Genomic DNA, 12,240 nt, shown 5'->3' with positions numbered 1-12,240 from the left:
GGTCAGGCGCGGTCCGGGGCCGGCCGGCGGAACGTTTCGCGGGCCGGCAACCACACGGCGGCGGCGGCCAACAGGATGCCGCCAGTGACCCCAAAGGCCCAGCCGTAGCCCAGCCGGTCCGCCAGCAGCCCGGCCACCACCGGTCCGACGATCGCGCCGCTGTCGGAGGCCATCTGGAAGACGGCCAGGACGCGGCCGCCCGAGCGGTCGTTGCCAATCACGTCGGCGATGGCGGCCTGCTGGGCCGGTCCGAGCAGTCCGGAGCCGATCCCGGCGCAGGCGGAGGCGAGCAGGAACCAGGGCAGCTGGTGCGTGAAGCCGATGGCCGCCGTGGCGGTGCCGGTAACCAGCAGCCCGGCCAGCAGGAGCGGCTTGCGGCCGAGGCTGTCCGCGAGCCGGCCGGAAAACGTCAGCGCCACCGCGTTGCCGCCGGCAAACACCGCCAAGGCCCAGCCTGCCGATTCCGGACCGGCGCCGAGCGCCACGACGGCGAAGAGCGGCACTGTGGCCATCCGCACCCCGAAGGTGGCCCAGCCGTTGGCAAAGCTCGAAAACAGGCCGGCCCGGTAGGCGCTGTCCCGCAACGCGTCCCGCAGTTCCATCGCCGGGGCCGTGGCGCCGGGCTGCCGCGAGGCGGCAGGGACATGGCTGAGCTGGGTCTGCACCACGACGGCGGCCAGCACCAGGGCCGCCGCGTAGGCCAGGAACGGCACCCGCAAGCCGAAGCTGGCGAGCATCCCGCCGACGATGGGGCCGCAGACGTTGCCGATCAGGAAGGCGGAGGCGTAGGCCCCGGAGACCCGGCCGCGGCTTTCCGGCGGCGCGAGCCGGACCACGAGCGCCATGGACGCCACCGTGAACATCACCGAACCAGCCCCGCCAAGGCCGCGGAAGACCAGCAGCTGCCAGTAATTCTGGGCGAAGGCGCAGGCGGCCGTGGACACCGCGACGATCAGCAGTCCGGCCACATAGACCGGCCGTTCGCCCAGCTTCACGATCAGGGTGCCCGCGGCCGGTGCGAAGACGAGCCGCATGAAAGCGAAGATGCTCACGATCACGGCGGCCGCGGTCGCCCCGACGTCGAACGTGGTGGCGAACTGGGGCAGAACCGGTGCCACGAGGCCGAAGCCGATCGCAATCAGGAAGGCCGCCACCAGCATCACCTTGATGTCCCGGGGCAGCCGGGAACGGCCCGGGGCCCGGGCGGGCACCTCGGCTGCGGCGTCGCCGGCGGGGCGGGAGGTCTTGCTCATAATGCGTTCGTCCTTGGGAAGATGCGGGCCCGCAGGCGGCGGGTCCGTCAAGCGCGAAAATAATCCGCTGAAACATAACCGTAACAAGTGTGAGATGCACCATTTACGTCCGGGAGGTTCTTGTAACAACCCGGCAATGTAAATCCTCCGCCAGCGAAACACGGCCCCGCGAAACTCTTTCTAGAACGCAAATAAATGCGTTGGGACCGGCGGACAACTCCGCACCTAATAGCAAGAGAGGACGTAGACCATGGAACTCACCGCAGGTCTCGTTTGGCTCCTGGTCGCCGCGGCACTCGTGCTGTTCATGACCCCGGGCCTGGCATTCTTCTACGGCGGCATGACCCGCGCCAAGTCGGCTTTGAACATGATGATGATGAGCTTCGTCGCCATTGGAACCGTCAGCATCATGTGGATCCTGTGGGGCGCTTCGATGGCTACGAGCAACGAAGACAACTTCTACCAGATCTTCGCCAACCCGTTCAGCCACTTCGGCCTGCACGGCTTCACCGAACCGGCTGACCTGCTCAAGGTCGGCTACGCGGCCACCTTCGCGATCATCACGGTGGCCCTGATCTCCGGTGCGGTCGCCGACCGCGCCAAGTTCTCCGCCTGGGTGGTCTTCACGCCCATCTGGGCCACCCTGGTCTACGCGCCGCTCGCCTTCATGGTCTGGGGTGGAGGACTCTTCTCCGCCAGTGGCTGGTTCGGCCAGACGTTCGCGCCGGTCATCGACTTCGCCGGCGGCACCGTGGTCCACATCAACGCCGGCGTCGCCGGCCTGATCCTGGTCCTGATCATCGGTAACCGCAAGGGCTTCGGCAAGGACCCGAACCACCGCCCGCACAACATTCCGTTCGTCATGCTCGGCGCCGCAATCCTGTGGTTCGGCTGGTTCGGCTTCAACGCCGGTGCCGCCGCCACTGTGGAGCAGGCCGGCCTGATCTGGATCAACACCCTGGCCGCCCCGGCCGCCGCCATGCTCGGCTGGCTTGCCGTGGAGCGCTTCCGCGACGGTCACCCGACCTCCCTCGGTGCCGCCTCCGGCGTGGTCGCCGGCCTGGTTGCCATCACCCCGGCCTGCGCCAACGTCTCCCCGCTGGGTGCGATCGCCCTCGGCGTCGCAGCCGGTGTGGCCTCGGCGCTCGCCGTCGGCCTGAAGTTCAAGTTCGGCTACGACGACTCGCTCGACGTCGTCGGCGTCCACCTCGTCTCCGGTGTTATCGGCACGGTCGCAATCGGCTTCCTGGCCACGCCGACCCAGGGCGCCGCGGGCCTGTTCTACGGCGGCGGCACCACGCAGCTGGTCGCCCAGAGCCTCGCGGCACTGATGGCCATCGTCTTCACCGCCGTGATGACCTTCATCATCGCCTTCCCTATCCACAAGTTCATGGGCTTCCGGGTCTCGCAGGAACAGGAAGTTGTCGGTGTGGACCTGAGCCTGCACGCAGAGACCGCCTACGAGTTCGGCGTCGGCGGGCACGGCGGCAGCTTCCAGCCGCTGCACGAACTGATCACGGGCAAGCCGATGAGCGAAGAGGCAGCCGACGAAGTGACGGTGGACGCAGAGTCCAACGGCAAGCAGAACGCAACGGGCAAGGAAAGTGTGGGGGCATGAAACTGATCACGGCAATCGTCCGACCGGAAAAGCTTGAGGCTATTCGCGAAGGCCTGGAAGCCTACGGTGTGCAGGGCCTCACGGTCAGCGCAGCCAGCGGCTACGGGCGGCAGCGCGGCTACACCGAGGTGTACCGCGGGGCCGAGTACAACGTGGACCTGCTGCCCAAGATCCGGGTCGAAGTCCTGGCCACCGATGAACAGGCGGACGACATCCTGGATGTCATCATCGCCAGTTCCAACACCGGCCGGGCCGGCGACGGCAAAGTCTGGACGATGGATGTGTTCGAGGCTGTCAGGGTCCGCACCGGAGAGCGCGGTTCGGCGGCGATCTAGCTGCTCCCCGCTCCGCCCCGGGAACGGGAGACGGGCAGGGCGTTGACACGGCCCTGACCCGGCACTGACACGGCACTGACACAGCGGGCCGGATACCTGAGAAGGTATCCGGCCCGCTGTGTCGTTGCTGCCTGGTCGTTGCTGCTGTGTCGTTACTGCCTGGTCGGCCCGGAGCGGCTCCGGCGCGCCGCCGGACCTGCGCGGGCTCGGCTGCGACGAATCTAGGCCGGCCAGCCCTCCGGCCCCGGGGTCCCGGCCGGATACTCCTCCAGCGGGACATGTCCGGCGGTCCAGGATTTCAGCACCGGCGCCAGGATGCGCCAGCAGTCTTCGGCCGTATCCGCCCGCACCGAGAGCAGCGGATCCCCGGTCAGCACGCCCTCGAGCACTTCACCGTAGGGGAGGAGTTCGGAGGCGCTCAGTTCGGCCTGCAGCGTGGCCCGGTCCAGGCTCAGGACATTGCCCGGTCCGTTCACGTCGACGTCGAACTGCAGCGTGTCCGGGCCAAAGCCGATCCGCAGCTGGTTGGGGGAGTCCACACCGGTGAACCCCTTCGGAAGGTGCGGCACGGGCCGGAAGGTCACCACGGCCTCCTTGCGTTTCTGGCCCAGCGCCTTGCCCGAGCGCAGGATGAACGGCACGCCCTGCCAGCGCCAGTTGTCGATCTCCACCTGCACCTCGGCGAGGGTTTCAGTACCCCTGGACGCGTCCACGCCCGCCTCCTTGGCGTAGTCCGGAATGTCCCGGCCGTTGATCGAACCCGCCGTGTACCGGGCCCGGCGGCTGCTTTGGCGGTAGGGGGCCTTAATGCTGCTGGCCCGCAGGACGGTGGCCACGGCATCGCGAAGATCGCGTTCGTCCACGGATGCCGGCGGCTCGATTGCCATCAGGGCCATGATCTGAAGCAGGTGGCTCTGGATCATGTCGCGGAGCGCCCCGGCGCCGTCGTAATAGCGGGCACGGCCTTCGAGGGCGAGGTCCTCGTCGAAGATGATCTCGATTTTTTCGATGTTCTGCCGGTTCCACACCGGCTCCAGGAACGTGTTCGCGAAGCGCAGGCCAAGGATGTTCAGGACCGTTGCCTTGCCCAGGAAGTGGTCCACGCGGTGGATGTGGTCCTCCGGGGCCAGGGCGGCCAGCGTCTTGTTCAGGTGGCGCGCCGACTGCTCGTCGGAGCCGAACGGCTTCTCCATGACCAGCCGGGTGCCGGCGGGCACGTCCTCCGGCGCCAGGGCCTCGCACGCGAGCTGGCTGACCCGCGGCGGCAGCGCGAAGTAGACCGCCACGGGCCCCTCCAGTTGCGCCAGGAGCCCGGCGAGCTGGCCCTCGGCGGTGACATCAAGCTGGTGGTAGGTGCTCTCCTTGCGGATCCGCTTGAGCACCCGCTTGCCGTGGGCGTTGGCCTTGGAGTCCTCGTCCGCGAACGCCTCCTCGATCCGGCCAAGCCACTGCTCCGGCGTCCAAGGGTCCGATCCCGCTCCCGCCAGGGTGAGGCCGTCGGCGCGGCCCCGGGCCACCAGGCGGGCAAGTCCCGGTAACAGGAGCCTTCCGGTGAGATCGCCGGAAGCGCCCAGGATGAGCAGGGTTTTTACAGTTGTTTGGCTGGTCACCTACGCCAGCATGCCATCTTGAAGGCGCATCTTGGTACCCTAGATAGTCGAGTCCTGTTGTCGAGGCGGTTCGTCCAGGCGAATACCAGTCGCGACGCTGGCGTGCCGCACCGGCCGCCACCTGTAGATCCACTGAAAGAAGTGCACGGCGCGTGTTCAATTCACTCTCTGACCGGTTGACAGCAACCTTCAAGAATCTGCGTGGCAAGGGCCGCCTGACCGAGGCGGACGTTGACGCCACAGTCCGCGAGATCCGGCGTGCCCTCCTGGACGCCGATGTGGCTGTGCCCGTGGTCCGGGAGTTCACCGGCCGCGTACGCGAGCGTGCCCTCGGCGCCGAGGTCTCCGGGGCGCTGAACCCGAGCCAGCAGATCGTGAAGATCGTCAACGAGGAACTCGTCGAGATCCTCGGCGGCGAGACCCGCCGGATCCGCCTGGCCAAGACCGGACCCACCATCATCATGCTGGCCGGCCTCCAGGGCGCCGGCAAGACCACCCTGGCCGGCAAGCTGTCCAAGTGGCTCAAGTCCCAGGGCCACAGCCCGATGCTGGTGGCCTGCGACCTCCAGCGCCCCAATGCCGTCACCCAGCTGCAGGTGGTCGGCCAGCGCGCCGGCGTGCCCGTCTTCGCCCCGCACCCGGGCGCCACGTCCACCGAGCTGGACCACCCTGCCGGCGACCCCGTCGCCGTCGCCCGCGCCGGCGTCGAGGAAGCCAAGCGCACCCTCCACGACGTCGTAATCGTGGACACCGCCGGCCGTCTCGGCGTCGACGCCGACATGATGGAGCAGGCGCGCCAGATCCGCCGCGCGATCGTCCCGAACGAAGTCCTGTTCGTGATCGACTCCATGATCGGCCAGGACGCCGTCAACACGGCCCTGGCCTTCGACGAGGGCGTCAACTTCACCGGCATCGTGCTCTCCAAGCTCGACGGCGACGCCCGCGGCGGCGCCGCGCTCTCCGTCGCGTCGGTGACCGGCAAACCGGTCATGTTCGCCTCCACCGGCGAAGGCGTGGACGACTTCGAGCTCTTCCACCCGGACCGCATGGCCTCGCGCATCCTCGACATGGGTGACGTCCTCACCCTGATCGAGCAGGCCGAGAAGTCCTGGGACAAGGATGAAGCCGCCCGGATGGCGAAGAAGTTCGCCGACCAGGAAGACTTCACCCTCGATGACTTCCTCGCCCAGATGCAGCAGATCCGCAACATGGGCTCCATGAAGAAAATGCTCATGATGATGCCGGGTGCGCAGAACATCCGCCAGCAGCTGGAGCAGTTCGACGAGCGCGAGATCGACCGCGTCGAGGCCATTGTCCGCTCGATGACCCCGCACGAGCGCGTGGCTCCGAAGATCATCAACGGCTCCCGCCGGGCCCGCATCGCCCGCGGTTCCGGCGTGCACGTCTCCGAGGTCAACGGACTGCTGGAACGTTTTGCCCAGGCCCAGAAAATGATGAAGAAGATGGCCGCCGGCGGCGGCATGCCCGGCATGCCGGGCATGCCCGGCATGGGCGGCGGAGGCGGCGCCCGAAAGGGAGCCAAATCCGCGCCCAAGAAGAAGGCCCGCTCCGGCAACCCGGCCAAGGCGGCGCAGGAACTGCGCGACGCCGAGGCCCGGCGTGCTGCCGGCCCCAAGGCGCTGCCCACCGGCGCGTCGTTCGGCCAGCAGGGCGGCGACTTCGATCCGTCCCAGCTGAACCTGCCCAAGGGTTTCGACAAGTTCCTCGGCGGCAGCAAGTAGCCACAAGTGCTGACGGCCGCCGGCACTGTGTCGCCGACGGCATCAGCACTGAAGTGCCATAGGGTTAGACAATGTTCAAGCAGCGCGTAGTCTTCGTCCACGGGGACGGCAGCTTCGGCGCCGCCGCGTGGCCAAAACAGCACGGAATAGCGCTGGACTACGACGCCCTGTTCCTGCGGCGGCACGGGTTTGACGCCGTCGCGGAACCGCTCGAATCCAACTTCGCCGCCGACGCCGCCATCGTGCTCGCATCACTGGCAGACGACGGCCGCGGCGAGGCCGGCGGCCATGTGGTGGCCCATTCGCAGGGCGCGATCGCGGCGATGATGGCCGCCGTCGAACGGCCCGACCTCGTGCAGTCCCTGACCCTGGTGGAACCGGCCTGCCTGTCCCTGACCGCGGAGCTCCCGGCCACCGCCGCGCACCGGGCCCTCATGCAGCCGCTCTTCGACGTCCGGCACAACCTCAGCGACGACGACTTCCAGCGGGAGTTCATCCGCCGCGCATTCGCGGCGGACGCCCCCGGGGCCACGACGCCGGAGGCCCTCCGGGCTGCGCGCCGGCTCCGCCTGCAGGCGCCGCCGTGGGAAGCCCCGCTGCAGATCGTGCCGGGCGTGCCGACCCTGGTGCTGACCGGCGGCTGGGAACCTCTCTATGAGGAAATCGCCGGCTACCTGCGCGAGACCGGGGCCCTGCACCGCACGGCGCCGGGAGGGCACCGGCCCCAGGATTCAGCCGAAGGGGACCGGGCCATCCGCTCCTACATTGCCGAGGTCAGCCGGCGCCAGCACGCCCGGGCCTCCTAGGAGGCTGCGGGTCCTCCCACCGAGGGCTGCGGCAGGTAGACCTTGCCGCCCGCGGCGAGGAACTCGCTGCTCTTCGCCCGCATTCCGGCCGCCATCTCGGCACGGGCGGCCTGCGAATCCGCTGAACCGTATTCGTCCCGGATGTCCTGGCTGATCCGCATGGAGCAGAACTTCGGACCGCACATCGAGCAGAAGTGGGCTGTCTTGGCCGGCTCCGCGGGAAGCGTCTCATCATGGAAGGCCTCGGCCGTGACCGGGTCCAGGGACAGCGCGAACTGGTCCCGCCAGCGGAACTCGAACCTTGCCTTGGACAGGGCATCGTCGCGTTCGTGGGCGCCGGGGTGGCCCTTGGCGAGGTCGGCGGCATGGGCCGCGATCTTGTAAGTGATCACGCCCGTCTTCACGTCGTCCTTGTTCGGCAGCCCGAGGTGTTCCTTGGGCGTGACGTAGCAGAGCATGGCGGTGCCGTAGCGGGCGATCTCGGTTGCGCCGATCGCCGAGGTGATGTGGTCATAGCCCGGCGCGATGTCCGTTACGAGCGGCCCGAGCGTGTAAAACGGGGCGCCCTTGCAGAGTTCCTGCTGGCGCTCCACGTTTTCCCGGACGAGGTGGAAGGGCACATGCCCGGGGCCCTCCACCATGACCTGCACGTCGAAGGCCCAGGCCCGCTGCGTCAGCTCGGCCAGGGTGTCCAGTTCGGCGAACTGTGCCGCGTCGTTGGCGTCCGCCGTCGCGCCCGGCCGCAGCCCGTCGCCCAGGGAGAACGCGACGTCGTAGCGTGCGAAGACCTCGCACAGCTCATCGAAGTGGGTGTACAGGAAGTTCTCCCGGTGGTGCGCCAGGCACCAGCCGGCCATGATGGAACCGCCGCGGGACACGATGCCGGTGACCCGGTTGGCCGTCAGGGGCACATACCGCAGCAGCACGCCGGCGTGGATGGTCATGTAGTCCACGCCCTGCTCGCACTGTTCGATCACGGTGTCCCGGAAGATCTCCCAGGTCAGGGCGTTCGCCTCGCCGTTGACCTTCTCCAGCGCCTGGTAGATCGGGACCGTTCCGATGGGGACGGGGGAGTTGCGGATGATCCACTCGCGCGTGGTGTGGATGTCGTCCCCGGTGGAGAGGTCCATGACGGTGTCCGCGCCCCACTGCGTGGCCCACTGGAGTTTGTCGACTTCCTCGGCGATGGAGCTGGTCACGGCGGAGTTGCCGATATTGGCGTTGATTTTCACCAGGAACGCCTTGCCGATGATCATCGGCTCGGATTCGGGGTGGTTGACGTTGTTGGGAATGATCGCGCGGCCCGCGGCCACCTCGCTGCGCACCAGCTCCACATCGCAGTTCTCGCGCAGCGCGACGAACCGCATTTCCTGGGTGATGACACCGTCGCGGGCGTAGCGCATCTGCGTGACGGTCCTGCCCTCAACGGCCCGGCGCGGCACCGGCCGGCCGCCCCGCCACTCGGCCGACGCCGCACCGCGGCGCACCGCCGATTTGCCGTCGTCGAGCAGCTCCCGTTCCCGGCCGGCGTAGGGTTCGGTGTCCGCCCTGGCCTCAATCCAGGGGGTGCGGAACGGCTCCAGCCCGCGGACCGGATCGCTGCCCGGCCCGGCCGTGCGGTACACCCGGAACGGCGGGTTCCGGACACCGCCCGGGGAGGGTTCCAGGGCGATCTCGGTCACCGGCACGCGGATCCCGTGGTCCGGGTCCGTGCTGAAGGCCAGCGAGTGGGACTTCAGGGACTGTGTGGGGGCCGGAGGCTGGCTGGGGTCAGACACATGCTGGGCAGACCCAGCGGGTGCTGACTGATCGTGGGCAGGGCTGTGCTGTGTCACTTGGGTGTTCACGGAAATACTCACTTCCTTCGCCGGCATTACCCGGACAGGTTCAACGGTCGCAGGCTGCGTCAGCCCGATCTCAGCCCCTGCAGGGGCACCCGTGTGGTCGTAGACGAAGCTACCACGCACCTCCGGCCGGCGGTCGAGTGTGACGCGCACGGCGGACCGCGGTGACGAACTCGGCGGCCAGGCCCATCTGGAGCAACTCTCCGTGCAGCCGGACTTTGCCAGGCGGGGGATCGGACGGTCGCTGGTGGAGGCGGCCCTCGATGCGGCCCGAGGCCGCGGCTATTCATGGATGACGCTTTGCACTTTCGCAGGCGTCCCGTTCAACGCGCCGTTGTACGCGGGCTGCGGGTTCGAGGAAATCGCCCGGCCGGGGCCGGCGGTGGCAGCCCTGCGGATCCACGAAGCTCAGCTGGGGCTGGATGATCTGGGCCCGCGGATTGCCATGCGGATTAGGCTTTAGGCCATGACCAGCATTATCGAGTTCAGCGGGCCCATCCTCACGGCGGCGGACCAGGTCCGACACGGGTTGTGGTCGGTGGAAGGCCGGTTGACCTTTCGCCGGCCCGCGGCCGCGCCGGAGCTCGTGCTGGACGGCTGGGTCATGCCCGGCCTCGTGGACGCACACTGCCACATCGGCCTCGGCCCGGGCGGGGACGTTTCCGAGGACACCGCGGAATCCCAGGCCCTGGCGGACCGCAACGCCGGGACGCTGCTGATCCGCGATGCCGGCGCCGTCCACGACACCCGCTGGCTCCAGCAACGCGCGGACCTTCCCCGGATCATCCGCGCGGGCAGGCACCTCGCGAGGACCCGGCGCTACCTGCCGGGCCTCGCCGTCGAGGTCGAGCCGGAGGATCTCGTCGAGGCTGCGCGGAAGCAGGCCCGCGCGGGCGACGGCTGGGTCAAGCTCGTGGGGGACTGGATCGACCGTGACGCCGGCGATCTTGCCGCCAGCTTTCCCGCCCGGACGGTCAAGGACGCTGTCCGGGCCGCCCACGATGAGGGGGCCCGCGTCACCGCACACTGCTTCGCCGAAGACACCCTTGATGACATGCTCGACGCCGGGATCGACTGCATTGAACACGCCACCGGGCTATTGCCGCGGCACCTGCCGCGCTTCCTCGGACAGGGTGTTCCGATCGTGCCCACCCTGATCAACATCGCCACGTTCCCGGACATCGCGGCCCGGGCGGAGGCCAAGTTCCCCCGCTACGCAGCCCACATGCGCTCGCTGTGGGAGCGACGGGCGGAGCGGATCCTCGAAGCCCACGAAGCTGGGGTGAAGATCTACGCCGGTACCGACGCCGGCAGCGTGATCAGCCATGGCAGGATCGTGGACGAAATCCAGGCCCTGCACGCCGCCGGCCTCCCCGCCGCTGACGCCCTCAACGCCGCCAGCTGGTCCGCGCGGACCTGGCTCGGCGCGGACTCCATCGGCGAAGGGGCAAGCGCCGATGTCCTCGTCACCGCCGAGGATCCGCGGAGCAATCCGGCCACGCTCCGTCAGATCCGGCGCATCGTGCTGCGCGGGGTCCCGCTGGACCGGGCGTCAGGCGGCCGTTAGGAATAAATTGAAGCTTCAAGTAATTTATCTTTATGTAGAGTCGCCGAAGGCCGGTGGCTACAGAATCCACGGAGCGTTGCCATGACCGCAGAAGCCAGCACCCAGAACCTCCTTCCTGCCGAACTCACCATGGGCACCGTGATGCTCAAGGTCGGCGACATGAAGCTGATGACCGACTACTACCAGCGCGCCCTCGGCCTGGAGGCTGTGGCCGAACAGGACGGCGGGCTCTACCTTGGGCGCCAGCAGAAGCCGCTGGTGCATCTGGCTCCTGCCCCTGGCCTGAATCTTCCTTCCCGCGGCGAGGCCGGGCTCTTTCACACCGCCCTCCTCTTCGAGAACCAGCACTCCCTGGCGGCCACCGTTGCCAGTGCGGCCCAGTACGAGCCCCAGTCCTTCACCGGCAGCGCGGACCACCTCGTCAGCGAGGCCTTCTACTTCAACGACCCCGAAGGTAACGGCATCGAGCTGTACTGGGACCGGCCGCGGGCGGCGTGGTCCTGGGAGGGCAAGAATGTCGTCATGGACAGCCTCGCCCTGCCGCCGCAGCGCTATCTCCAGCAATACCTGACCGAGGAATCCGTGGCCGGCCAGCGCCAGGCCGCCGCCGGCGTCGGGCACGTCCACCTGCAGGTCGGCGATGTCCAATCGGCGCATGATTTCTATGTCGGCACGCTCGGCTTCGAGAAGACCGCGGGCTGGCACGGCCAGGCGCTGTTCGTCTCGGCCGGCGGCTACCACCACCATATGGCCATGAATGTCTGGAACAGCCGCGGCGCGGGCCCCCGCCGCGACACGCTGGGCCTGGGCGAGGTCCTCATCGAAGTGCCCTCCGGCGATGACGTCGCGGGCCTGGCCGACCGGCTCAAGGTCGCCGGCGTCGAATCCCACCACACGGGCGCCGAACTGCGCTTCGAGGATCCGTGGCGCAACCGGATCCGCGTCGCCGTGCGCTAGAAGTTCTGCCCGGCAAAGCTGTTCGCTGGACATGTCCAGCGCGCACGGCTTCCCGCTGGACATGCCCATCGTTCGACTGCAGGACTCCGGAACATGCCCATTGCTCGCAAGCGGGTCTTTGGAACATGTCCCTTGCTCGCGGCCGAGAATGGACATAGTCGCCACATGTCCATTGCTCGCGGTGAACTGCTCCCCGGAAGTTGGACTGAGAAATTCAGTTCCGACTCCCGGGGAGCAGTTTTATGCATGTACGTAGTCCGTTATCCGAAGAGCAGCGCGAGGCCGCTGTAGCGTGGTTTGAGAAGGGCATCGCGGATAAAGCGGCGGCTCGGGTCCTGGGTGTGTCTCACTCGCCGGTGCAGCTTCTCTATCTGCGGTGGAGAATCCATGGTCGAGGAGCGCTGATGGCCAAGCCGACGAAACAGGTGTACTCGTTCGAATTCAAGCTCGCCTTGGTCGAACGGTTCATCGCGGGTGAGACTGCCCAGGATCTCGCGGCGGAGGCCGG

At 68.1% G+C, this 12,240-nt stretch carries 10 protein-coding genes and 1 riboswitch; of the genes, 7 read left to right on the top strand and 3 right to left on the bottom strand.

Annotation, left to right across the window (positions count from 1 at the left end; genetic code table 11):
- Positions 1 to 2: 2 nt before the first annotated feature.
- A complete protein-coding gene (locus B5X90_RS12270; protein ID WP_079553406.1) occupies positions 3 to 1,253 on the bottom strand; it encodes an MFS transporter in 1,251 nt (416 codons plus the stop codon).
- A 250-nt stretch (positions 1,254 to 1,503) separates the two neighbouring features.
- Between B5X90_RS12270 and B5X90_RS12265 the strand changes: the two genes are divergently transcribed.
- The gene (locus tag B5X90_RS12265; RefSeq protein ID WP_079553404.1) at positions 1,504 to 2,871 is read left to right on the top strand and encodes an ammonium transporter; all 1,368 of its coding nucleotides are present in this window, start codon (positions 1,504 to 1,506) and stop codon (positions 2,869 to 2,871) included.
- Positions 2,868 to 3,206: a P-II family nitrogen regulator gene (locus B5X90_RS12260; protein ID WP_028276847.1), complete on the top strand. Its 339-nt coding sequence runs from the start codon at positions 2,868 to 2,870 to the stop codon at positions 3,204 to 3,206. The genes B5X90_RS12265 and B5X90_RS12260 overlap by 4 nt, the downstream gene beginning before the upstream one ends.
- A 221-nt stretch (positions 3,207 to 3,427) precedes the next feature.
- Here the strand turns inward: B5X90_RS12260 and B5X90_RS12255 are convergent, their stop codons facing one another.
- Positions 3,428 to 4,816, bottom strand: a complete 1,389-nt coding sequence (locus B5X90_RS12255; RefSeq protein ID WP_079553402.1) for a glucose-6-phosphate dehydrogenase — start codon at positions 4,814 to 4,816, stop codon at positions 3,428 to 3,430.
- Between the two features lie 152 nt (positions 4,817 to 4,968).
- Here B5X90_RS12255 and ffh point away from each other — a divergent pair, with 152 nt between their 5' ends.
- Positions 4,969 to 6,558, top strand: a complete 1,590-nt coding sequence (gene ffh / locus B5X90_RS12250; RefSeq protein WP_028276849.1) for a signal recognition particle protein — start codon at positions 4,969 to 4,971, stop codon at positions 6,556 to 6,558.
- Positions 6,559 to 6,629: 71 nt separating this feature from the next.
- On the top strand, positions 6,630 to 7,364 hold the full coding sequence (locus B5X90_RS12245) for an alpha/beta fold hydrolase (RefSeq protein WP_079553399.1): 735 nt from the start codon (positions 6,630 to 6,632) through the stop codon (positions 7,362 to 7,364).
- Here the strand turns inward: B5X90_RS12245 and thiC are convergent.
- Complete coding sequence (thiC, locus tag B5X90_RS12240) at positions 7,361 to 9,211, bottom strand: phosphomethylpyrimidine synthase ThiC (protein ID WP_079553397.1); 1,851 nt, start codon at positions 9,209 to 9,211, stop codon at positions 7,361 to 7,363. The two genes, B5X90_RS12245 and thiC, sit on opposite strands and share 4 nt — an antisense overlap.
- Positions 9,207 to 9,314, bottom strand: a riboswitch (TPP riboswitch). (Overlaps the previous gene by 5 nt.)
- Before the next feature lie 36 nt (positions 9,315 to 9,350).
- Between thiC and B5X90_RS12235 the strand changes: the two genes are divergently transcribed.
- The 3 genes from B5X90_RS12235 to B5X90_RS12225 all read left to right on the top strand — a co-directional run bounded on the left by B5X90_RS12235 (position 9,351) and on the right by B5X90_RS12225 (position 11,732).
- A complete protein-coding gene (locus tag B5X90_RS12235) occupies positions 9,351 to 9,671 on the top strand; it encodes a GNAT family N-acetyltransferase (protein ID WP_079553395.1) in 321 nt (106 codons plus the stop codon).
- Positions 9,672 to 9,674: 3 nt separating this feature from the next.
- Positions 9,675 to 10,775: an amidohydrolase family protein gene (locus B5X90_RS12230; protein WP_079553392.1), complete on the top strand. Its 1,101-nt coding sequence runs from the start codon at positions 9,675 to 9,677 to the stop codon at positions 10,773 to 10,775.
- 81 nt (positions 10,776 to 10,856) lie between these two features.
- Complete coding sequence (locus B5X90_RS12225; RefSeq protein ID WP_079553390.1) at positions 10,857 to 11,732, top strand: VOC family protein; 876 nt, start codon at positions 10,857 to 10,859, stop codon at positions 11,730 to 11,732.
- The last annotated feature ends 508 nt before the right edge of the window (positions 11,733 to 12,240 follow it).

The sequence above is a fragment of the Arthrobacter sp. 49Tsu3.1M3 genome (assembly GCF_900168135.1).
GTDB lineage: Bacteria > Actinomycetota > Actinomycetes > Actinomycetales > Micrococcaceae > Arthrobacter.
The sequence above is the reverse complement of the archived record's forward strand: the minus strand, read 5'-3'. Positions and strand labels throughout refer to the sequence as shown.